This is a genomic window from Falsiroseomonas oryzae (genome assembly GCF_027856955.1).
GTDB classification, from domain to species: Bacteria; Pseudomonadota; Alphaproteobacteria; order Acetobacterales; family Acetobacteraceae; genus Falsiroseomonas; species Falsiroseomonas oryzae.
Genome location: NZ_JAPSMD010000055.1, coordinates 1 through 20,890 on the forward strand (window position 1 = coordinate 1; position 20,890 = coordinate 20,890).

Below are 20,890 nucleotides of genomic sequence, written 5' to 3' on the forward strand. Positions count from 1 at the left end.
AGGGGCGTCGGCGGCGCGGCAGCGGGCGGCGGCGGAGCGGGTCGCGGCGCAGCGAGCGCGGGGACCACCGGCTCCACACGCGCCTCCGCCTCCCCGCCGATATGCGCGAGCAGCGCGCCGACCGGCACCGTGCCGCCCGGCGTGACAACGAGGTCGCGCACCACGCCGTCCTCGAAGATCTCGATCTCGATAGCGCCCTTCTGCGTCTCCACCACCGCGACGATGTCGCCGCGCTTCACGCGATCGCCGGGCGCGACCTTCCACTCGACCAGCGTCGCCGCCTCCATGTCCGCGCCGAGCGAGGGCATGCGGAACTCGGTCACGGCGCGGGCCTCACCAGCCCCCGCGCCGCCGCGGCGATCGTCTCCGGCTGCGGCAGCGCCGCCTGTTCGAGATGCGCGGCGTAGGGGATCGGCACCTCGCGCGAGCAGACGCGGCGGATCGGCGCGTCGAGCTCGAAGAAGGCCTCCTCCACGATGCGCATCGCCACCTCGGCGGAGAGCGAGCCGGAGCGCCAGCCCTCGTCCACGATCACCACGCGGCGCGTCCGAGTGACACTCGCCATGATGGCGGCCGTGTCGAGCGGGCGGAGCACGCGCAGGTCGATCACCTCCGCCTCGATGCCTTCGCCCGCGAGCGTCTCGGCCGCGGCCAGCGTCTTGAACAGGCTGCCGCCATAGGTGACGAGCGTCACGTCGCGGCCGGGGCGGCGGATGCGGGCCTTGGCGATGTCCACGCCCTGCACCGCGGGATCGAGCTCGCCTTCCATGTTGTAGAGCATGATGTGCTCGAAGATCAGCACGGGGTTCGGGTCGGCCAGCGCCGCGGCCAGCATGTGGCGCGCATCCTCGATCGTGGCGGGGGCGAGGATTCGCAGGCCCGGAATGTGCGCGAACCAGCCTTCCAGGCTGTGCGAGTGCTGCGCCGCGAGCTGGCGCCCGGCGCCGGTCGCCATGCGGAGCACGAGCGGCACGGCGAACTGGCCGCCGGACATGTGCGGGATGGTCGCCGCATTGTTCATGATCTGGTCGAGCGCGAGCAGGCTGAAGTTGCAGGTCATCACCTCGACGATCGGGCGCATCCCCGCGATCGCCGCGCCGATGCCCGCACCGACGAAGGCGCTCTCGGACAGCGGCGTGTCGCGGATGCGTGCCTCGCCAAGCTCCTCGAGCAGGCCCTTGCTGACGGCGTAGCAGCCGCCGTAGCGGCCGACATCCTCGCCCATCAGGAAGACGCGCGGATCGGCCAGGATCGCGGCGCGGATCGCTTGGCGGCAGGCCTCGCGGTAGGTGATGCGCGTGGCTGGCGCGGCGCTCATCGGGGCACCTCGTCCATCGTCACGAAGCGTTCGAGGTCCTCGACGGGCTCGAGGGTGCCGGCCTCGGCGAAGGCGACGGCGGCGGCGACTTCCGCCTCCACCTCCGCCTCCAGCCGGTCCATGTCGCCGGGATGCAGGTGGCCGGCGCGCTCCAGCCAGTCGCGCAGGCGCATGATGGGATCCTTCGCGCGCCAGGCCTCGATCTCCTCCTTCGCGCGGTAGAGCTGCGCGTCGAACATCGAATGGGCTCGGAAGCGGTAGGTCCGGCACTCCAGCAGATAGGGCGTCCCCTCCTCCCGCATGCGCTCCACCGCGCGGCGGGCGGCGACCTCCACCGCGACCGGGTCCATGCCGTCCACCGCCTCGCCGCCCATGCGGTAGCCCGCCGCCTTGTGCCAGATGGCGGTCTCCGCCTCCGCGATGCCGACTGGCGTTCCCATGGAATAGAGATTGTTCTCGCAGACGAAGAGCACGGGCAGGCGCCAGAGGGCAGCGAGGTTCATGCTCTCGTGGAACTCGCCCTCGTCGGCCGCGCCCTCGCCGAAGAAGCAGGCGGTGACCGCCTTGCGCCCCTGCATCCGGTCGGCCAGCGCGACGCCGAGCGCCAGCGGCATCCCCGCGCCCACGATCGCGTTGCCGCCGAGGAAGCGCCGGCCGCGGTCGAAAATGTGCATCGAGCCGCCGCGCCCGCGGCAGCAGCCTTCGACCTTCCCGAACATCTCGGCCATCAGAAGGTCCATCGGCACGCCGCGGGCGATCGCCTGGCCATGCTCGCGATAGGTGCCGACGGTCGCGTCCTCGGGCCCGAGCGCCTGCATCACGCCGACCGACACCGCTTCCTGCCCGTCGTAGAGATGCAGGAAGCCACGGATCTTCTGCGCCTGGTAGAGCTCGGCGCATTTGCCCTCGAACCGGCGGATGCGCAGCATCTCGCGCAGCAGGAGCAGCCCGTGCGCGCGATCGAGATGGACCTTGGTGCTCATCGCTCGTCGCTTTCCAGGGTCGAGATGTCGCCCTCGGGCAGGCCGAGTTCGCGCGCCTTCAGCAGCCGCCGCATGATCTTGCCGCTGCGCGTCTTCGGCAGGTTGGCGCGGAAGTCGATCTCCTTCGGCGCGACAGCGGCGCCGAGGCGCTTGCGCGCATGGCCCAGCAGTTCGCGTCGCATCGCCTCGTTCGCCTCGTGGCCCGGCTTGAGCGCGACGAAGGCCTTGACGATCTCGCCCGCCATCGGATCGGGCTTGCCGATCACGCCGGCCTCCGCGACAGCGGGGTGCTCCATCAGCGCGCTCTCGACCTCGAAGGGCCCGATCAGGTGGCCGGAGGACTTGATGACGTCGTCCGCGCGCCCGATGAACCAGAAGTATCCCTCGGCGTCGCGCATCGCGAGGTCGCCGGTCAGGTACCACTCGCCCGCGAAGCACTTGCGGTAGCGCGCCTCCTCCTTGAGGTAGCCGCGCATCATCGAGGGCCAGCCGGCCTTCAGCGCCAGTTCGCCCTCGGTCATGGGCTGCGTGACCTCGCTGACGCCGCCGGCCGCGTCGCGGCGCAGTATGGCGGCGGCGATGCCGGGCAGTGGCCGGCCCATGGAACCGGGCTTCACGTCCATCGCCGCGTAGTTGGCGATCATGATCCCGCCCGTCTCGGTCTGCCACCAATTGTCGTGGAAGGGCATGCCGAAGGCCTCGACGCCCCACAGCACCGCCTCGGGGTTCAGCGGCTCGCCGACGCTGGCCATGAAGCGCAGCGCCGAGAGGTCGCGGCCGGCCAGCGCGGCGTTGCCGAGCTTCATCATCATCCGGATCGCGGTCGGCGCGGTGTACCAGACGCTGACGCGCTCGCGCTCCAGCACGTCGTACCAGGTCTGGGCGTCGAATTCGGCCTCGACCACCAGGTTGGTCACGCCGTTGGTCAGCGGCGCGATGATCCCGTAGCTGGTGCCGGTGACCCAGCCGGGATCGGCGGTGCACCAGAAGACGTCGTCGGGGTGCAGGTCCAGCGCGTAGCGCCCGGTGACGTTGTGCATCACCACCGCCTGGTGGGCATGCACGGCGCCCTTGGGCCGACCGGTCGTGCCGCTGGTGAAGTGCAGCAGCGCCATGTCCTCGGGGTCGGTGGGCGGGATGACGAAATCCGTGCCCGCGTCCCGCATCAGGCCCTGCCAGTCGAGCGTGCCCGGCACCGCGGTCGCCGCGCCGCCCTCGCCGACCAGCACCACGTGCCGCAGCGCCGGCAGTCGGGGACGCAGCGCCTCCACCTTGCGGTGATACAGCGCCTCGGTGGTGACCAGCGCGTCGGCCTCGCCGATCTCGAGTCGCATGGCGATCGGCTCTGGCCCGAAGGCGGAGAACAGCGGGCAGACCACGCAGCGTGCCTTCAGCGCGCCCAGCACCGCCAGGTAGAGCTCCGGGATGCGCCCGGCCAGCACGAAGACCCGCGCGCCGGGCCCGAGCCCCAGCCCCTGGAGCGCATTGGCGACGCGGTTCGTCTCGTCGCGCAGGTCGCGCCAGGTGAAGACGCGCTCCCCGCCGCGCCCGATCCATCGCAGCGCCGCCCGGTCGGCCCGCGGACCCGCGGCGTGACGGTCCACCGCCTCATGCGCGATGTTGAGCCCCCGCCCGTCCGGCAGCCCGTCGAGCAGCGCGCGCGCCGCCGCCCAGCTGAAGTCGCGGCAGGCGGCGTCGTAATCCGCGAGATTGGGCGGCACCCGCCAGGCGGCGGGTTTCGGGATCCGGGCATGCCGGCCAAGCGGTGCCGCGATGCCGTTCTGCGAAGGCGCGGGCGGATTCATGCTTGCAGCGTCCTCCCGTCGACGCGTGCAGCTTCACCGCGCACGGCGGCGGCTGCCATGACGCAGATCAAGACTGGCAGAGGATACGAGGATCAGCGCGCGCGCGAGGCCAGCCGGAGTCGTTCGCCCGCGACGGCGCAGCGGCCGTAGCCCTCGTGATGCAGGGTGCGGGGCGCCTTCACGCCGGGCTCGCGCCAGGCATGGATCACCTCCAGGACGAACATGTTGTAGCGATCCACCCATCGTGCGTCGGCGACGCGGCATTCCAGGTTGGCGAAGCACTCTGCCACCAGCGGCGCGGCGACGTGCCGCGCGGGCAGCGGCGTCAGGCCGAAGGCGGCGAACTTGTCCTTCGTGCGGCCCGAGCAGTTGCCGATGCCGGCGACCTGCCGGCCGAGATGCGCCTCCGGGATGGCGAGCACGCATTCCCGCGTGCGGCGCAGCGTCTCGAAGCTGAGGTGCCGGCCGCTGACGATGCAGCCGATCAGCGGCGGCTCGAACTCCATCATCATGTGCCAGGACATCGCCATCACGTTGTGCCGCCCGCGCCGCGACGTCGTGAGCAGCACGACCGGCCCCGGCTCGAGCAGCTGGTACACGCGGGAGAGCGGGAAGCTGCGCGGCATGGCCTGTCTCCGGGCGGCTAGCGGCGTCCGCGGCCGCTGCCCAGCGCATCGGCCGGGTCGCCGTCTCTGATGTCGGTGCAGGGGGACATGCCGGGCAGCCGGTTGCAGGCATGGAAGGGCATGTCCGACACGTCGGCATCGGTGACACCCGTCTCGGGCGCCGGCAGGGAGGCGCCCAGGCGACCGCGCCCCTGTCCCGGCGCATCGACGGGATCGGCGTCGCCGGCCGCCATGCCCCGCGGCTTGCCGCGGCCATGGCCTGCCGCGTTGCCCGGATCCTTTTCGGTGAGGCCGGTGCCGCGCGGCGGCCCGCCGGTGCTCATTGCGCTGTTCCAGCGGACCGGGACGCGTGCCGCGCCGAGAAGGCGTCCACCTGCTCTCCGAGGCCGGGCGTGTCGATCTCCTCGTAGTCGTAGCGCGCGCGGATGATCGGCAGGCCGGGTGCTATGAGGCGGGCCAGATCCGCCGGCGTCGCGCTGACGACCAGATCGGCGCCCGACCGCGCGATGGTCTCGCCGAGGTCGCGCAGCTGCGCGGCGTCGTAGCCCATCGCCGGCAGCACCGGGCCGAGATGCGGGAAGGCGGCGTAGACCGTGGCGATCGCCGGCGCCGCCGATGGCCGCGGATCCAGGATCTCCGCCGCGCCGGCCGCGCGCGCGGCGGCATGGCCCGCGCCATGCGGCATGCCGCCATGCGTCAACGTCGGCCCGTCCTCCACGACGAGAACGCGGCGTCCGCGGACTGCCGCGGCATCCTCCAGCGTCACGCGCGTGCCGGCGCGCAGCAGGATCGCCGACGGGTTCAGCCGGCGCGCCGCCGCCATGACCTGCGCGACCTGACCGGCGGGCGCGGCGTTCGCCTTGGCGACGAGGACGATGTCAGCGCTGCGCAGCACGGCCTCGCCGGGGTGCCATCCCTCGACATGGCCAGGCCGCAACGCGTCGGCGAGGACGATCAGCAGGTCCGGGCGGATGAAGGGGAAGTCGTTGTTGCCGCCGTCCCACAGGATGATGTCGCTCTCCGCCTCGGCGCGGGCCAGGACGAGGGCGGTGTCCACGCCGACATGGACGACGCCGCCGGCGGCGACATGCGGCTCGTACTCCTCGCGCTCCTCCACGGTGCAGCCGGCGGCGTCCATCTCGGCCACGCTGGCGAAGCGCTGCACGACCTGGCGCGCGAGGTCGCCATAGGGCATCGGGTGCCGCAGGATGCCGACGCGCAGCCCCCGCGCGCGCAGCCGCGCGGCGAGCCAGCGCGCGGTTTGCGACTTGCCGCAGCCCGTGCGCACCGCGCAGACCGCGATCACCGGCAGGCGCGAGGCCAGCATGGTCCGCCGCGGCCCCGGCAGTACGAATTCCGCCCCGCCCGCCAGTACCGAGGAGGCGATCCGCATCACATGCGCCTGCGACACGTCGCTGTAGGCGAAGACGACGCTGTCCAGGCCCCGCCGCAGCAGCGAAGGCAACTCGGCCTCGTCGAGGATCGGGATGCCCGCAGGGTAGAGCGGCCCCGCCAGTTCCGGGGGATAGCGGCGCCCCGCGATGCCGGGGATCTGCGCCGCTGTGAAGGCCACGACCTCCTGCGTCGGATCGTCGCGATAGACGAGGTTGAAATCGTGGAAGTCCCGCCCCGCCGCACCGAGGATCAGGACGCGCTGGCGCGGGTTCACGACAGGGTCCGCCGATCCGCCCTCGTTGCGTCCTGCGCACACATCATGACGAACATCCTCGGCGGAACGCGATGGCTTTGAAAGGATGCCCTGATGACGGCTGCCTGCGTGTTGACCCAGGTCAATCGCCTGGCCGCTTCGCGATCACTGGAGCGATCCGGTGACGCATAGGACTTCGAGGGCCGCGATCGCGCTAGGTCCGGATTCTGTCCGTTGCGGTCGAAGCGGCAGTGGGAACGATCCCTCAGGTCACTCTGCCAACCATGAGTCGCGCTCGGTGCGGGCGCAGGTTCACTCCCTGCGTCGATCAGCGAGGGGGGCGAGGTAACGCCGCCCGGGGCGTCACCGTCGGCAGCTTGATCACGCCCCCGGTGGCGTTACCATCCAGCCACCCCACTGCGCCACGCGCTCCGCTCCGGCCCCACTCCGCCAGCCGCAGGCTCTCCCCCAGCTCGCCTCGCACCTCGATCCGTTGGATGGGGGGCTCGTGCCACCTCCGCCGTCCTGCGGTAAGGCCGCTTCGTAACCGCAGGGGGCGCAGCGATTGCCAGTCGGGCAGCGTGCGGTTCAACAGGCGTTCCGGACGTGCGGCTGGTCCTCGGCCGCCTGCCGCGCCGCGGCACGTGGCTTGCTGTGAAGTGGCTCCGATCAGTGCCCCCGGACCCGCATGAACTCGATCTCCGCCTTTGTCGCCGCGCTCGGCGACATTCCCCACACGACCGACGCGGCCGAGGTGAGGCTGCGCTCGCGCGACAACTTCGCGGTCAGTCCGCTCCTCCGGCAGGCACTCGCCGGGAAGGCGGCGGATCTGGTGGTGGCGCCCCGCGATCGTGTGGAGGTTGTGCGCGTGATCCAGGCAGCGGTCCGCCACAAGGTGCCCCTGGTGCCGCGTGGCGGTGGCACGGCCAACTACGGCCAGAGCGTGCCCATGGCCGGAGGAGCCCTGCTCGACCTGCGGGGGCTGTCGGGCATCGTCTGGCAGCGCCCGGGCGCGGCGCGGCTGCGCAGCGGCACGCGCATGGATCTGCTGGACGAGGAGCTGCGCAGCTCGGGCTGGGAGGTCCGGATCCACCCCTCCACCCGCCGGCAGAGCACGGTCGCGGGCTTCATCGCCGGCGGCTCCGGCGGCATGGGCAGCGCCGCCTTCGGCATGCTGCGCGACGCGGGCAACGTCACCGCGCTCGAACTGCTGAGCATCGAGGCCGAGCCACGGGTCGTGGAGCTGCGCGGCCGTGACGTGGGCCTCGCCCACCACGCCTACGGCACCAACGGCATCATCACCGAGGTGGAACTCCCCCTCGCTCCCGCCTGGCCGTGGCGCGAGGTGGTGCTGGCCTTCCCCGATTATGCGCGCGCTATCCGCTTCGCGGTGCAACTGGCGAAGGAGGCCGGCATTCTCAAGAAGCTGATCTCCGTGCAGGAGTGGCCGGCGCCTGCGATGATGCGTGCCCTGGGCGGGCTGGTGCCGGAGGGGTTGACCGCCGTCTTCGCCATGCTGGCGGAGCCGACCCGCGCCGCCGCCGACGACCTGGTCGCGGAGTTCGATGGCCGCGCGCTCTCCGATGATGCGGAAGGCGAGAACCCCTTCGGCGCGCCGCTCTACGAGTTCTCCTACGGCCACGGGCTGCGGCAGATCCAGAAGTCGCATCCGCGCACGACTGTTCTGCAGGGCATGTTCCCGGCCGAGGGACTGGTTGCGACGCTCGAACGGGTGCGCGCGCGCCTCGGCCATCTCGGCCCGATGCGCACCGAGGTGTTCCTGAGCGAGGGCGAGGTGGTGGGCATGGGCTCGCCCTACTTCCCCTTCGCCGGGGCGGAGGAGATGGCCGACTGCGTTCGCGTCATGCAGGAGGCGGGCGCCCAGATCGCCAATTCCCACGCCACCGGGCTGCGCGGGGTCGGCATCAAGTCCATCGGCCCGCGCGAGATAGCCTTCAAGCGCGATATGGATCCGCACGACCTGCTGAACCCCGGGCAGATGGATCTGGGCGACGCGATAGCGTCGGTTTCCACGCTGCCCGCCAGTGGCTGGCGCTTCCGCCGCGATGCCTGAACCCCGGTCTGCCGCGCAGACAGGCATGTCCCGAAGCTCTCTGCCGGCAAAACATGCCGATCCGGATCGGATGGCGAGTTTCGCGCCCTCCGGCCCCGTTGCCCGCCCGTGCCGATGCCGCCACCTCCGCGGCGACGGGCAAGGAGCGGGATGAATGAGCGGGCCGCCACCAGAGGGGATGCTTCCGACCGAGCGGCTGCCCTTCCAGCCGATCGCCGGCCGCGCGGCGCCGCCGCTGCCGGGCGGCCAGCGCGTCGCCGCCTGGGTCATCGTGAATATCGAGGAGTGGGATCCGACGCAGCCCATGCCGCGCATGGTGAACCAGCTGCCGACCGCCGCCGCGCCCAGCCCAGATATCCCGAACTGGTGCTGGCACGAATACGGCAACCGGGTCGGCTTCTGGCGGCTGCTGGAGATATTCGACGAGGCGGGCGTGAAGCCGGCGCTCGCGATCAACGGCAAGGCCGTCGAGACCTATCGCGAGATTTCCGCCGCCGCGCTGGAGCGCGGCTGGGAGTTCATGGGCCACGGCTTCACCCAGCGCTCCATGCAGAAGGTGCCCGACGAGGCGGAGGACATCCGCCTGACGACGGAGGCGATCGCGCGATTCACCGGCGCGCGCCCGCGCGGCTGGCTCGGCCCCGCCCTGCAGGAGACCTGGCAGACGCCGGAACGGCTCGTGGAGGCGGGCTACGACTATGTCTGCGACTGGGTGCTGGACGACCAGCCGGTGCGGCTGGCCACCCGCAACGGCTCGATCGGCTCCGTGCCCTATACGCAGGAGATCAACGACGTGCCGATGATCCTGATGCAGCAGCATCCGGCCCGCGAATGGCGCGACCGCGCCATCGACCAGTTCGAGCAACTGCGGCGCGATGCGAAGGACGGGCCGCGCGTGCTCGCCCTCGTGGTCCACCCTTACATCATGGGCGCACCGCACCGCGCGCGCTACGTGCGCGAGGCGCTGCTGCACATCAACGGCACCGGCGACGCCGCCTGGATGACGGGCGCCTCGATCCTCGACCACTGGAAGGTGTGACGGCCATGATGCGACGCATCCTGCTGGCTTTCGCGCTGCTCGCCTCTCCGGCGATGGCGCAGGCCCCGACCTCGCTCGTCGTGCCATTCCCGCCCGGCGGCGCCTCCGACGTGCTCGGCCGCGCGGTCGCGGAGGCAATGGCGCGCGCCAGCGGCCAGCCCTTCGTGGTGGAGAACGTCAGCGGCGCGGGCGGCACGATCGGCGCCAACCGCGTGGCGCAGGGGCGCAACGACGGCAGCATCCTGCTGCTCGGCAACATCGGCGTCGCCACCGCGCCCTCGCTTTACCGCAACCTGCCCTTCGACCCGCAGCGCGACCTGGAGCCGGTCGGGCTGGTCGCGCCGATGCCGATGGTGCTGCTCGGCCGGCTGGACCTGCCCGCGCGCAACCTGACGGAGCTGATCGATTGGCTGCGGGCGCCGGGGCGGGAGGCGACGATCGCGCATTCGGGCGTCGGCTCCGCCAGCCATCTCTGCGCGCTGCTGCTGCGCAGCCTGACGCGCGCGCCGATCACCACGGTGGCCTATCGCGGCACGGCGCCGGCGATGGCCGACATCTTCTCGGGCCGGGTGGACATGGTCTGCGACCAGACCAGCGCCGGCGCGCCGCTGGTGCGGGAGAACCGGGTGCGCGGCCTCGCTGTCACGGCGGAGGCGCGCTCGCCCACCATGCCGGCCGTGCCGACCACGGCCGAGAGCGGCGTGCCGGACCTGGTGCTCGCGGTGTGGCACGGGGTCTATGCGGCGCGCGGCACGCCGGCGCCGGTGGTCGAGCGCCTTGCCCAGACGCTGCGCACGGCGCTCGCCGATCCCGCGGTGGTCGCCCGCATCGAGACCCTGGGCGGCAGCGTGGAGCCGGCCGACCGCATCACGCCGGCCGCGCACCGCGCCTTGCTGACCGCCGAGGTCGCGCGGTGGCGACCCATCATCCAGGCCAACGGCGAGTTCGCCGACTGAGCGGCGCGCCCGCCCCGTACGCTGCGCGGCAGGCCGGCCTCCCCCGAGCGCCTTCGCCTCTCCTTGCCGCCGCCCACGGCGCCGCTACAAAGCCCATCGCGCACAGGCTAGCCTCCCGGCAGAAGAACGCAGTTCGGGGGAAGCGGGATGGATCGGCGCAGCATCATGCTCGGGCTCGGCGCCCTGCTCGCCGCACCGCGCGCAGCCCGGGCGGCGCCAGACCTCGCGGCGCTCGCCGCGGCCGCGGCGGGGGAACAGGGCGAGCTGTCCTGGTACGAGAGCAACCCGATCGCCGCCCTCGACCGGGTGGTGGCGGCTTTCAACCGCGGCCCCGGCGCCCGCATCCGGGTCCGCCCGGAAAGCGTGCCGGGCGGGGTCGGGATCGTCGGCCGCGTGGCCAACGAGGCGCAGGCCGGCGGGGGCCGCACGGCCGATGTCGTGAGCCTCGGCGGCTCCGGCATCGCGCGGCTGCAGGAGCGGGGGCTGCTCGCGCCGGTGGACTGGGCTGGCCTCGGCCTGCCCGCCGCCTGGGTGGCGGGGCCGGCGCTGCTCACCGCCGCCTCGATCTACTGCGTCATCTACAACCGGAACCAGGTGAGCGCGGCGGATGCGCCCAGGACCTGGGACGACCTGCTGAACCCGCGCTGGCGCGGGCGGATCGGCACCTGGGTCCGTGCCGCCGCCTTCGCCGAGCTCGCCGAGGCCTGGGGCGAGGACCGCACCACCGCCTACTACACTCGCTTCCTCGAGCAGAACCCGATGCTGTTCCGCTCCACCGCGCCGCTGGCGCAGCAGGTGGCGGCGGGCGAGATCGCGATCGGGCTGGGCGTCTATCACACCGCGCTGCCGGCCATCCGGCGCGGCGCGCCGATCGAGGTTGTCATGCTGGACCCGACGCCGATCTCGGCGATCTGGACCGCGGCGGTCACGCGGGCACGCCGGCCGGAAGCGGCGAAGCTGCTCGGCGTCTGGCTGGCCACGCCGGACGGCGCGCGCGCCTACGAACAGGCGACCGAGCGCGGCCATCCCCTGATGCCGGAGACCGAGACGGGCCGCCGCCTGCAGGGCCTGCGCCTGGCGGAATGGCCGATGGCGCAGAAGGACGTCTATGCCCGGATCTACGAGGCCTTCAACGCGCGGGTGAACGAGGCGCAGGCGCGGTGAAGGGCCTGAGGCCGAGCCCAGGCCCGGCCGAGGGCACGCGCATCACCGCGCCAGCCTCGACCGGTGGCATCGGCCCGAGATCGCCCGCGAGAAAGCGGCCCATCGGGATGCCGCAATCCGGCAGGGGCTGCGGCAGCGTGCTGGCCACGTGCAGCGCCACGGCGGTGCCGATGGCGCTCTCCAGGCTGACGGTCACCGTCACCTGGACGCCCGCCTCGGCCGCCATGCGGATCATGTGCCGAGCGCGGTCGGGCCCGCCGGCGCGCTGGGTCTTGAGGATGATCACGTCCGCCGCGCCGGCGGCGAGGATCGCCTGCAGGCTTGCGGCGTCCGTCGCGCTCTCGTCGAGCGCGACGCGCACCGGGCTGCGGCGTCGGAACGCCGCGATCTCCTGCAGCGGCCGCCACGACGGGATGGGCTGCTCTGCATAGTCGATGCCGAAGCGAGCCAGCTGCGTCAGGTGTTCCAGCGCCCATTCGGGATCCCAGGCCTCGTTCGCGTCGAGGCGCAAGCGCGCATCCGGCACCGCGGCGCGGATCGCGGCGACGCGCGAGCGATCCGCCTCGCGATCCTCCCAGCACTTGATCTTCAACGTGCGGTACCCCTGCGCGTGCAGCGCCGCCGCGCGGGAAGCCGCCTGGTCGGGCGTCTTCTCGGTGACGAGGCCGTTCACGGGCACCGCCTCCGCCGGTGTGGCAGGGGCGGCCAGGATCGCGGCCAGCGACCGGCCCGACGCCGCCGCGCGCGCCGAGAGCCAGGCCGCCGCGATCCCGCAGCGCAGACGCGGCGGAATGCCCCTGGCGTCGAGCCGGGCGAGGAAATCCTCCGCCTCGACCGGCAGGCCCGCGACGAAGCGCCCGGCCTCCGCGGCCAGCTCCTCGGGCACGGTGTCGAGGTGGATCGGCGGAGCAGACTCGCCGAATCCCTCCGCGCCCCAGGCCTCGACACGCACCAGCAGCCCGCGGCGCTCGGTCTGCACGCCCTTGGCCCAGCGATACTCCTGCGCGAGGGGCAGGACATAGGGCTCTATGGAGATGGTTCCGCTCATTCGGCGTCCTCCGGCAGACCCTCCACGACCACGCAGCGCTCGGGTGGCAGACGCAGGCGCACGGCGTCGCCCTCGGCACGCAGCCGGCCCGAGGTGCCCTGCACGCGCAGGCTGGCCCCGCTGTCGAGCGCGACGACGTATTCCACCAGGCGTCCGGAGAAGACCGTGCGCGCGATGCGTCCGGCGACGAGGTTGGGGCCTGATGCCGCCTCCTCGGCGAACTCGATGTGCTCCGGCCGGACCAGGAGCGATAGCCGCGGTCCCGGCGCATCGGGGAAGCAGGCGGACAGCACCGGCCCGAGCGCGGTGTGCAGCAGAAGCAGCCCGCCTTCGGGCCGCGCCGCCGTGCAGGCCAGCAGGTCCGCCTGGCCGACGAAACGCGCCGCGAAGGCGGTCCGCGGACGAAGGTAGAGGTCGTGCGGCGAGCCCATCTCCACCACCCGCCCGTCCCGCATCACCGCCACGCGGTCGGACAGCGCCAGCGCCTCTTCCTGGTCATGGGTGACGTAGACGAAGGTGGTGCCGACGCGCCGCTGCAGGTCGCGCAGCTCGACGCGCATCTGCTCGCGCAGCCTTGCGTCCAGGTTCGACAGCGGCTCGTCCAGAAGCAGCAGGCTGGCACCCTTCACGATGGCTCGGGCCAGCGCCACGCGCTGCTGCTGCCCGCCGGAGAGCAGCGGCGCCGGCCGGTCGCGGAAAGCGCCGAGCCCGACCATCTCCAGCGCCTCTGCCACGCGCCGCTCCGCCGCCGCGCCGCGGATGCCGATCGCCTCCAGCGGGAAGCGCACATTCGCTGCGACGGTCATGTGCGGCCAGATCGCGTAGGACTGGAACACCATGGCGATGTCGCGCCTCGCCACCGGCATCACCCGTCCCTGCGCGCCGGAGAAGACGACGCTCTCGCCGATGCGGATCTCGCCTTCGTCCGGCGTCTCGAGCCCCGCCACGCAGCGCAGCGTGGTGGTCTTGCCGCAGCCCGAAGGGCCGAGCAGCGTGAAGAACTCGCCGGCGCCGACGTCGAGCGCGACATCCCTCACGGCAAAGGCATCCGCGCGCGTGCGGTCGTAGCGTTTCACCAGGCCGCGGATCCGCAGCATCAGCCGCTTCCCCTGCGCAAGCGGGAACCCAGCAGCTGCCAGGCGACCATGACCACAAGCAGCGCACCGACGAGCCAGACGCCGACCGCCGCCGCGCGGGTCGGCTCGCCGCCCTGCCACCAGTCCCACAACAGGGTGGTGGCCACGCGGTTGTCGCGGCCCTGCAGCATCAGCGCGATGGAGAGCTCGCGCATGGCATGCGCCAGCACCCAGATCCACACGGCCGCGATGGCCGGCCACATCAGGGGCAGCGTGATGCGGCGCAGCACCCGCGAGGCGCCGGCGCCGGAGGTGCGGCCCGCTTCCTCCAGCTCGGGGTGGAGCTGCGCCATGACGCCGCCCGTCGCGCGCGTGCCGAAGGAGAGGTAGTCGGTGGTGTAGGCGACGACCAGGATCCAGACCGTGCCGTAGATCGCGATGATCGGATCGAGGGTGAGATAGACGTAGATCAGCGCCACCCCCATCATCACGCCCGGGATCGCCACCGGCATGAATGCCAGCGCGTCCAGCACCGCCGCGCCCGGCACGCGCAGCCGCACCACGAACCAGGCGATGAGCGTGGCCAGGATGGCCACGGCCGTGGCCGAGACGGCGGCCACCAGCATCGTGTTGGCCGCGGCCTCGAACACGCGGGGGCTGTCGAGGAAGTCGCGGTGGTTCTCCAGCGTGGCAAGCGCAAGTGCCGCGACGGACGGCGGAACCTGGTAGGGCATGAGGCTCATCCACGCCAGCATCCCCACGGGCATGCCGACCGCCAGCAGGAAGTAGGCGCAGGCGAACCCCAGCGCCGGCCAGCGCCAGGCGCCGAGCGCCATGCGACGCGGCCGGAAGCCCTTGCCGGTGACGGTGCGGAAGCGCGCCGCCTCGCGCGTCAGCCGCCGATAGAGCAGGCCGAAGCCGAGCAGCACGACGAGCAGCAGCGTCGCCAGCGCGCTGACCTGGCCGTAGAGCGGCAGGCCGCCCGGAGCCTCGGAGGCCAGGTAGAACAGCTGGCTGGACAGCACGAAGATGCGGGCGGGCATCCCCAGCGTGCCGGGGATCTCGAACACCACGAAGCCGACGATCAGCAGGAACACCGCCGCCGCGAGAAGCGCCGGGCTCAGCAGCGGCACCAGCACCCGCCGGGCCAGCATCCAGCCCGAGGCGCCGGATGCCAGCGCGGCTTCCTCCAGCGAGGGATCCATGTTGCGGAAGGCGGGCGCAAGGAACAGGAAGGCCGTCGCGGTCAGGGACAGTCCCTGCACGAAGACCATCGCGGGCATCGAATAGGCGTTGAACGGTGGTTCCGCGAGGCCCAGCAGGTCGCGCAGCAGCAGGTTCAGCGCGCCGGCGCGCGGCGAGAGCAGCATGGACCAGCCGATCGCCATCAGCAGCGGTGGCGTGGCCATCGGCAGGATGACCAGCGCCCGGACGGCGCCGGCGCCCGGCAGGTCCGTCCGCTCCACCAGCCAGGCGAGACCCCCGCCGAGCAGCAGCGCGATCGCGACGGAGCCGAGCGCGAAGACGACGCTGTTGCCGATCAGCCGCCACAATCCGGGCGACCCATAGACCTCGGCGTAGTGATCGAAGGTCAGCCCGGCGTCGAGCGGGAACCCTGTCGGCCGCAGGCTCGCCAATACGAGGAAGGCGAGCGGGATGGCGACCAGCCAGACCAGCAGCGCGCCCATCAGCAGGCTGGGCGCGAGGCGGTATGCGCGCGCGGCGAGCGGAGCCCTCACGCGCGCAGCAGGGCGCCCCAGCGGGCGAGTTCGCTCAGGTAGTAGTCCTGCGCGGCGTCGGGGCTCGGGCTCGATTGCGGCTCGATGCCGAGGCGGGTGAGCTGGCCCTGCACCTCGGGGCTCGCCACGGCCGCGACCACGGCGCGGTGCAGGGCGGAAACGGCCGCGGGCGGCGTGCCGGCGCGCACGAACACGCCCTGCCAGGAGCGCATCTGCGCCGCCACCGGCAGGCCGAGCTCGCCCAGCGCCGGCACGTCCGGCATCACCGGGGATCGCCGGTCCTGCATGACGCCGAGGATGCGCACGCGTCCCTCCGCCGCGGCGGGCGCGTGGTAGGCGGCGGCGGGATCGAACATGACCTGCGTGTCGCCGGCCAGCAGCGCCTGGAAGGCCTCCGCCCCGCTGCGGAACTGCACCGGCTCGAACCTGCCGCCGGCGACGTTGAACAGCAGCGTCGGCCCGAGATGGGAAGAGGTGCCGGCGCCGCTCGAGGAGACGAAGACCGCTTCGCGGCGGGCCCGCTCGACCAGCTCAGCGATGCTGCCGATGCCGGAGCGCGCACTGGCCAGGATCACGATGGGCAGCGAGGTGAACTGGCTGACCATGCGGATGTCCGCACGCGGATCGTAGCCGAGGCTCGGCAGCATGGCGGGGTTGGTGGCGAGGTGGATGCCCGCGAAGCCCAGCGTGTGCCCGTCGGGCGGCGCCTGCAGCGCGGCGAGCGTGCCGAGGTTGCCGGAGGCGCCGGGCCGGTTGTCCACCACGACGGGCTGGCCGAGCAGCGGCGCGAGCGCCGCTGCCATCAGGCGCACGATCGCGTCCGAGACGCCGCCCGCGCCGAAGCCGACGAAGAAGCGCAGCGGCCGGTCCGGGCGCCAGGAGTCCTGCGCCGGTGCCGCGCGTGACAAGGCGAGGACCGCAGCTGATCCACCGAGCGCGCGTCGCGTGATCATCCCCTTCACCTCAATCCATTCGTGCGCCGCTGGCGCGGACCGCCTCGCCCCACCTCACCCGTTCCCGGGCGACGAAGGCGGCGAACTGCGCGGGCGTCTGCCGCGGCGCGGGCTCGGCGCCGCGCGCGGCCAGGCGGCTGACGGTCTCGGGATCATGCATGGCGTCCACGAAGGCGCGGTTCAGACGCTGCACGATCCCGTCCGGCGTACCCGCGGGGGCGAAGATCCCGTCCCAGGCGCTCACCTCGAAGCCCGGCAGCACCGAGGCGACGGTGGGCACGCCGGGCTGGCTCTCGAGCGGCTGGAGCGAGGTGACGGCGAGCGTGCGCACCGAGGCGTTCTGCATCACCGGGAAGGCCGCGGGGATCAGCTCGATCGCCATGTCCAGCCGCCCGGCGGCGAGGTCGGTCATCGCCGCCGCGTTGCCGCGGTAGGGGACGTGGACGATGTCCACCCCCGCGGCGACGCGGAACATCTCTGACGCGATATGCCCGGTGGTCCCGTTGCCGGCCGAGCCGTAGGAGACCTTGCCGGGGTTGGCTCGCAGATGCGCGATCAGCTGCGGCAAGGTGGCCGCCGGCAGGTCGCGGCGCACGACGACGACCAGCACGATGCGCGATAGCCCGGCGACAGGGATGAAGTCCTCCTGCGGACGGAAGGGCAGGCGCGGGTAGAGCGCCTCGTTGATCGCGTGCGTGCCGTTCGTGCCGTAAAGCAGGGTGTGGCCATCCGCGGTCGCGCGCGCCGCAGCCTCGGCGCCGATGTTGCCGCCCGCGCCCGGACGGTTCTCGATGACGAAGGGCTGGCCGAGGCGGGCCTGGGCGGGCTGCGCGGCCAGACGCGCCAGCGTGTCGCCGCCGCCGCCGGCCAGGAAGGGCACGATCAGCCGAACCGGCCGGTCCGGATAGCCGCCCTGCGCCCGTGCGCCGCCGGCCAACAGGGCCAGGCCGCCGCCCAGCAGGAGGCGCCGCCCGATCATCGGCGCTCCATCCGCGTCATGCATGGTCATCCCGACTTTCCCTCCCAGGCGTGGTGGCCGGCGGGTCGTTGTCCGGCCCGTCCGGCGTAGTCGTGAGCGCTAGACGGGATAGCCCTCCAGCAGGTCGACCGGGTCGCCGTAGCGCTCGGCCAGTGCGCGGACCGCGGGATCCCGCAGCGAGAGCAGGTAGCCGTCCTCCACCATGGCGCTGTTCCCCGCCATCACCGTGCTGTCGTAGGTGACGAGATCCATGTGGATGTGCGGTTCCTCCCAGTTCGGCATGACCCGGCGCAGATAGTCCGAAGGCTTCAGCGCGTTGATGCCGAAATGCAGCGCGCCCGGGGAGTTCGGTCCGGCCGGGTAGATGTCGAAGCGCGGCGCCTTCGGGTTGTGGCCGCAGCCGAGCTCCTCCAGCGTGCCGCCGATCAGGTAGTCGCGCAGCACATCCGCCTCGAAGCCCTCGCCGTGCACGGCATGCACCACGTCGTCGCGGAACTCCACGCCGACGGGGCTCGCGAATGGCCGGTCGAAGCCGACCGCCCATTGCGCCCAGACCGTGCCGGAAATGCCGATCCGGTCGTCGGGCTTCAGGCCGACCATCGAGGGCTCGAACAGGTTCGGGCCGTGGGTCGGCAGGTAATGCACGTAGCAGCCATCCTCGTCCGCCACGTTGTGGCCGCGCCAGCGGTTGTGGCGCTTCATCGTCTGCAGCATCCGGTCGGTGAAGGGGATGCGGAAATCCGTGCCACCCGGGTCTGTGATGCGCAGCGTGAAGTCGCCATTCGCGGGGAAGAGGCGGGAGGTGGCGCGGATGATCTCGCCCAGCAACTCGACCGGGAACTGTGCCTGCGGCGTGTGCAGCAGGTCGAGGTCGCGGAAGAAGGTGATCTTCACCCAGCGCTGGCCCTTGTTGCGGCGCAGGCCGATGCAATAGGGGTCGAGCACGGAGGCGAACCAGGTCGAGACGACGAAGGTCGCGCGCTCCAGCAGCGCCTTCGCCTCCTCCGGCACGGTCACATAGCGCGTGGACTCGCCCATGTAGGAGATGAACGTCGCGCCGCGCCCGCGGGCGAGGCCCTGCACCGCCTGGATGACCCGCGGGTCGAGTAGCGGATCGGTGAGCATGACCACGTGGTCGCCGGGACGGATGGCCATGACGCGGCAGAAGTTGTCCACGCCGCGCATGTAGGACGCGATGTCGGCCTTCGGGTGCTCCACCGGCCGCGGCAGCCCGCGCCGCGTGGAGGAGGCGAGGATGTCCTCGATGCTGTTGGCGAAGCCGGGCATGACGTATGTCCTCCTCGGGGGCACGGCTGCGAGGTCGGGGCACGGCCTGCGCAGGCAGCGGCGCTCCCTCCCGGCCGTTCTGGACGTTCCTGACACCATTCAAGCGCGCGGCCCGGGTCCAGGGCAAGGCGACAGGATCTGGGCGGCGGTGCCGGTCGGGCGTGCCCGGTCCGCGCGTGGCATGGTGCCGGGCGCGGCGAGCCGCGGCTTCGCCGCCTCCGACCCAAGGTCGGCGTCAGGGCACCTCGATGTCGAAGAGCGGCGCGTATTGCTGGGCGCCGAAGACGTCGGACTCACCGGGGCTGCCGGAGGGGCGCTCGCGCCGGATGGTGAACTTGATGGCGTTCGCCGGCTCGAAGACGACGAAGTCCGTCACGCGCTCCAGCGGGATGCCGTAGAGCCCGGCGACCTTAGCGCGGCTCAGCACGCCCGAATCGCGCACGCGCTCGAAATCCCTGCGCTCGCGGAAGATCACGTCGAAGGTGATGTGATCCACCCCGGCGTTCTTGCTGCGGATCGTGGTCGCCAGGTCGCGCAACGTGGGCATGTTCCGCATGGTCAGGCCGCCTTCCGCGCACCGTCATCCACCGTCTCGAACGCCGTGCGGAACAGCTCCGCCGGATCGTCCACGGGCATGGCATGGTTGAGGGTCCATTCGTAGCCGGGCTTGCCGACCAGAATCTCGTCGGACATCAGCGCGGCGGCGCCGGCGGTGCCCTTCACCTCCTTCAGCCGCGCATAGAACAGGTTGCGCGCGGCGAGCGCGCAGATCTCCTCGGCGCGCTTCGCATCCGCGCAGACCGTCTCCACCACGATGCCGAGCTCGTGCGGGCGCGCCGGGCGGTGCGGGTCCATGGCGCCCATCACGCCGTCGCGGCCATAGGCGTGGTAGTGCACCGCCCAGCCGGCCTCCCCGGGCGGGCCGAAGCGCTCGGCGAGCCGCGCGCGGGCCCAGTCCATCGCGGCGTCCACGTTCTCGATCGTGTAGGGGTCGCGGATGCCGACGATGGCCAGACGCCGCTCCCCGACCTTCCCTGCGCCCTCGAGCTTCACCATCGGCCGGTCGGAGCGCACGAAGCGCGCGCCGCGCGCACGAGCCGTCTTCTCGTCCCACGGCTCGTAGCGGACGTCGGTCATGTCCACGTAGCCGGTCGCTACGTATTCGCGGAACGGGTCGCGCCGTTCGTACATCGCGTGGCTGGCCAGCGAGGCGGGCGTGCAGCGCTGGCCCGGATGCATGGCGGTGACGCGGATGTCGTCCTCGGTGATGCGGCCCAGGATGCTCTCCTTGCCCATGAAGGGCTCGCAGCAGAAGGAGGCGCATTCCATCAGCTTGCCGGCGTAGTATGCGGTGGCGGGGGAGAGGCCGGCGTTCAGCAGGGGGGCGGCGAAGATGGCGCAGTCGGAGGAGCGGCCGGCGATCACCACCTCCGCCCCGTCGCGCAGCGCCGCGCAGATCGGCTCCGCGCCCATCACGGCGACGATGCGGTCGGTGCGGGCGATGGTGGCGGCATCGGCGTCGGCGCGCCCGTCCAGGCCGCGTACCGGCGCGCCGGCGGCCATGCGGGCCAGCACCTGGTCCTTCGTGAGCTCCGAGAAGATCGTGGCCATCCGGAAGGGGGCGAGGCCGTGCTCGCGGGCGATGTCGCGGATCAGCTGCGCGAACTGCCGCACGCCGCGGTCCGTGCCGGTGTCGCTGGCCGAGCCGATGATCATGGGCACGCCGAGCCGCCGCGCGGCGAGCAGCATCACCTCCAGGTCGTGGCGCTGCCAGGCGACGGGGCTGGCCTGGCCGTCGGCGCCGAGCGGGTAGGGGCCGATATCGCAGCTGCCGCTGTCGGCGATGACGACGTCGGGCTTCAGCGCGCAACCGGCGTGGAAGGAGGCGGGCTCGAGCGGCGTGAAGCCGAGATGCCCCGTCGGACAGAGGATGGAGATGTCGGTCATCGCGGGGCCTTTCCAGTCATGCCGCAGAGGGAAGCGAGGCGACGAGCAGGTCGCCGCCGCAGGGATTGCCGCGCGAAAGCCGCAGGCGGCGCGCGCGCGGCTCGAACACCGCGCATGACACCGTCACCGCCGCGCCGTCGTGGCGACAGAGCGGCGGGTGGCCGTGCCCCGCGTGCCGCGCGAGCAGGGCGACGCAGCCCTCGGCGCCGGAGGGAGCCGAGCCGGCGCCGAGGGCTGCGTGCAGCGCC

Annotated in this window: 20 protein-coding genes; 4 read left to right on the top strand and 16 right to left on the bottom strand. The window is 72.4% G+C overall.

The window, feature by feature from the left end; translation table 11 throughout:
• From OZN99_RS08300 to OZN99_RS08330, 7 genes are all read right to left on the bottom strand, one after another.
• Positions 1-323, bottom strand: a 323-nt coding sequence (locus OZN99_RS08300) for a biotin/lipoyl-containing protein (RefSeq protein ID WP_333779726.1), incomplete at its 3' end; no start/stop codon positions are given.
• Positions 320-1,318, bottom strand: a complete 999-nt coding sequence (locus OZN99_RS08305; RefSeq protein WP_270934737.1) for an alpha-ketoacid dehydrogenase subunit beta — start codon at positions 1,316-1,318, stop codon at positions 320-322. The genes OZN99_RS08300 and OZN99_RS08305, both read right to left, overlap by 4 nt.
• Positions 1,315-2,301, bottom strand: coding sequence for a pyruvate dehydrogenase (acetyl-transferring) E1 component subunit alpha (gene pdhA / locus OZN99_RS08310; protein ID WP_270934738.1), 987 nt, complete (start codon positions 2,299-2,301; stop codon positions 1,315-1,317). Before pdhA ends, OZN99_RS08305 begins: the two co-directional genes overlap by 4 nt.
• Positions 2,298-4,106 carry an acetate--CoA ligase gene (acsA, locus tag OZN99_RS08315; RefSeq protein WP_270934739.1) on the bottom strand — a complete coding sequence of 603 codons (1,809 nt, stop codon included), beginning with the start codon at positions 4,104-4,106 and terminating at the stop codon, positions 2,298-2,300. Before acsA ends, pdhA begins: the two co-directional genes overlap by 4 nt.
• 92 nt (positions 4,107-4,198) lie before the next feature.
• Positions 4,199-4,732: a flavin reductase family protein gene (locus OZN99_RS08320; protein WP_270934740.1), complete on the bottom strand. Its 534-nt coding sequence runs from the start codon at positions 4,730-4,732 to the stop codon at positions 4,199-4,201.
• Between the two features lie 17 nt (positions 4,733-4,749).
• On the bottom strand, positions 4,750-5,055 hold the full coding sequence (locus OZN99_RS08325) for a hypothetical protein (protein ID WP_270934741.1): 306 nt from the start codon (positions 5,053-5,055) through the stop codon (positions 4,750-4,752).
• Positions 5,052-6,401: a cyclic 2,3-diphosphoglycerate synthase gene (locus tag OZN99_RS08330; protein WP_270934742.1), complete on the bottom strand. Its 1,350-nt coding sequence runs from the start codon at positions 6,399-6,401 to the stop codon at positions 5,052-5,054. Before OZN99_RS08330 ends, OZN99_RS08325 begins: the two co-directional genes overlap by 4 nt.
• 667 nt (positions 6,402-7,068) lie before the next feature.
• On the opposite strand from OZN99_RS08330, the gene OZN99_RS08335 reads away from it, so the two are divergent.
• The 4 genes from OZN99_RS08335 to OZN99_RS08350 all read left to right on the top strand — a co-directional run bounded on the left by OZN99_RS08335 (position 7,069) and on the right by OZN99_RS08350 (position 11,613).
• Positions 7,069-8,454 carry an FAD-binding oxidoreductase gene (locus OZN99_RS08335; protein ID WP_270934743.1) on the top strand — a complete coding sequence of 462 codons (1,386 nt, stop codon included), beginning with the start codon at positions 7,069-7,071 and terminating at the stop codon, positions 8,452-8,454.
• Between the two features lie 154 nt (positions 8,455-8,608).
• The gene (locus OZN99_RS08340; RefSeq protein ID WP_270934744.1) at positions 8,609-9,493 is read left to right on the top strand and encodes a polysaccharide deacetylase family protein; all 885 of its coding nucleotides are present in this window, start codon (positions 8,609-8,611) and stop codon (positions 9,491-9,493) included.
• Between the two features lie 5 nt (positions 9,494-9,498).
• Positions 9,499-10,449 (top strand): tripartite tricarboxylate transporter substrate-binding protein, encoded by a 951-nt coding sequence (locus tag OZN99_RS08345; protein WP_270934745.1) that lies wholly within the window; start codon positions 9,499-9,501, stop codon positions 10,447-10,449.
• A gap of 147 nt (positions 10,450-10,596) precedes the next feature.
• Positions 10,597-11,613, top strand: a complete 1,017-nt coding sequence (locus tag OZN99_RS08350; RefSeq protein WP_270934746.1) for an ABC transporter substrate-binding protein — start codon at positions 10,597-10,599, stop codon at positions 11,611-11,613.
• Here the strand turns inward: OZN99_RS08350 and OZN99_RS08355 are convergent.
• From OZN99_RS08355 to OZN99_RS08395, 9 genes are all read right to left on the bottom strand, one after another.
• Entirely contained in the window at positions 11,579-12,661 is a 1,083-nt protein-coding gene (locus OZN99_RS08355; protein WP_270934747.1) for a mandelate racemase/muconate lactonizing enzyme family protein, read from the bottom strand. The genes OZN99_RS08350 and OZN99_RS08355 overlap by 35 nt on opposite strands.
• Complete coding sequence (locus OZN99_RS08360; protein ID WP_270934748.1) at positions 12,658-13,758, bottom strand: ABC transporter ATP-binding protein; 1,101 nt, start codon at positions 13,756-13,758, stop codon at positions 12,658-12,660. The genes OZN99_RS08355 and OZN99_RS08360 overlap by 4 nt, the downstream gene beginning before the upstream one ends.
• Positions 13,758-15,476, bottom strand: a complete 1,719-nt coding sequence (locus OZN99_RS08365; RefSeq protein ID WP_270934749.1) for an ABC transporter permease — start codon at positions 15,474-15,476, stop codon at positions 13,758-13,760. The genes OZN99_RS08360 and OZN99_RS08365 overlap by 1 nt, the downstream gene beginning before the upstream one ends.
• Positions 15,473-16,429: a Bug family tripartite tricarboxylate transporter substrate binding protein gene (locus OZN99_RS08370; RefSeq protein ID WP_270934750.1), complete on the bottom strand. Its 957-nt coding sequence runs from the start codon at positions 16,427-16,429 to the stop codon at positions 15,473-15,475. Before OZN99_RS08370 ends, OZN99_RS08365 begins: the two co-directional genes overlap by 4 nt.
• Before the next feature lie 10 nt (positions 16,430-16,439).
• Complete coding sequence (locus OZN99_RS08375; RefSeq protein WP_270934751.1) at positions 16,440-17,438, bottom strand: Bug family tripartite tricarboxylate transporter substrate binding protein; 999 nt, start codon at positions 17,436-17,438, stop codon at positions 16,440-16,442.
• 69 nt (positions 17,439-17,507) lie between these two features.
• Complete coding sequence (locus tag OZN99_RS08380; RefSeq protein WP_270934752.1) at positions 17,508-18,695, bottom strand: hypothetical protein; 1,188 nt, start codon at positions 18,693-18,695, stop codon at positions 17,508-17,510.
• A 235-nt stretch (positions 18,696-18,930) separates the two neighbouring features.
• Positions 18,931-19,251, bottom strand: a complete 321-nt coding sequence (locus OZN99_RS08385) for a DUF4387 domain-containing protein (protein ID WP_270934753.1) — start codon at positions 19,249-19,251, stop codon at positions 18,931-18,933.
• Positions 19,252-19,253: 2 nt separating this feature from the next.
• Positions 19,254-20,642: an acyclic terpene utilization AtuA family protein gene (locus tag OZN99_RS08390; RefSeq protein ID WP_270934754.1), complete on the bottom strand. Its 1,389-nt coding sequence runs from the start codon at positions 20,640-20,642 to the stop codon at positions 19,254-19,256.
• 16 nt (positions 20,643-20,658) lie between these two features.
• The coding region (locus OZN99_RS08395; protein WP_270934755.1) for a hypothetical protein at positions 20,659-20,890 on the bottom strand (232 nt) is incomplete at its 5' end.

What these genes read in the sequence shown, in the direction of transcription:
- OZN99_RS08305 (WP_270934737.1), bottom strand. Translation starts at nt 1,318, where the DNA reads ATGAGCGCCGCGCCAGCCACGCGCATCACCTACCGCGAGGCCTGCCGC.
- pdhA (WP_270934738.1), bottom strand. Translation starts at nt 2,301, where the DNA reads ATGAGCACCAAGGTCCATCTCGATCGCGCGCACGGGCTGCTCCTGCTG.
- acsA (WP_270934739.1), bottom strand. Translation starts at nt 4,106, where the DNA reads ATGAATCCGCCCGCGCCTTCGCAGAACGGCATCGCGGCACCGCTTGGC.
- OZN99_RS08320 (WP_270934740.1), bottom strand. Translation starts at nt 4,732, where the DNA reads ATGCCGCGCAGCTTCCCGCTCTCCCGCGTGTACCAGCTGCTCGAGCCG.
- OZN99_RS08325 (WP_270934741.1), bottom strand. Translation starts at nt 5,055, where the DNA reads ATGAGCACCGGCGGGCCGCCGCGCGGCACCGGCCTCACCGAAAAGGAT.
- OZN99_RS08335 (WP_270934743.1), top strand. Translation starts at nt 7,069, where the DNA reads ATGAACTCGATCTCCGCCTTTGTCGCCGCGCTCGGCGACATTCCCCAC.
- OZN99_RS08340 (WP_270934744.1), top strand. Translation starts at nt 8,609, where the DNA reads ATGAGCGGGCCGCCACCAGAGGGGATGCTTCCGACCGAGCGGCTGCCC.
- OZN99_RS08345 (WP_270934745.1), top strand. Translation starts at nt 9,499, where the DNA reads ATGATGCGACGCATCCTGCTGGCTTTCGCGCTGCTCGCCTCTCCGGCG.
- OZN99_RS08350 (WP_270934746.1), top strand. Translation starts at nt 10,597, where the DNA reads ATGGATCGGCGCAGCATCATGCTCGGGCTCGGCGCCCTGCTCGCCGCA.
- OZN99_RS08355 (WP_270934747.1), bottom strand. Translation starts at nt 12,661, where the DNA reads ATGAGCGGAACCATCTCCATAGAGCCCTATGTCCTGCCCCTCGCGCAG.
- OZN99_RS08360 (WP_270934748.1), bottom strand. Translation starts at nt 13,758, where the DNA reads ATGCTGCGGATCCGCGGCCTGGTGAAACGCTACGACCGCACGCGCGCG.
- OZN99_RS08370 (WP_270934750.1), bottom strand. Translation starts at nt 16,429, where the DNA reads ATGATCACGCGACGCGCGCTCGGTGGATCAGCTGCGGTCCTCGCCTTG.
- OZN99_RS08375 (WP_270934751.1), bottom strand. Translation starts at nt 17,438, where the DNA reads ATGACCATGCATGACGCGGATGGAGCGCCGATGATCGGGCGGCGCCTC.
- OZN99_RS08380 (WP_270934752.1), bottom strand. Translation starts at nt 18,695, where the DNA reads ATGCCCGGCTTCGCCAACAGCATCGAGGACATCCTCGCCTCCTCCACG.
- OZN99_RS08385 (WP_270934753.1), bottom strand. Translation starts at nt 19,251, where the DNA reads ATGCGGAACATGCCCACGTTGCGCGACCTGGCGACCACGATCCGCAGC.
- OZN99_RS08390 (WP_270934754.1), bottom strand. Translation starts at nt 20,642, where the DNA reads ATGACCGACATCTCCATCCTCTGTCCGACGGGGCATCTCGGCTTCACG.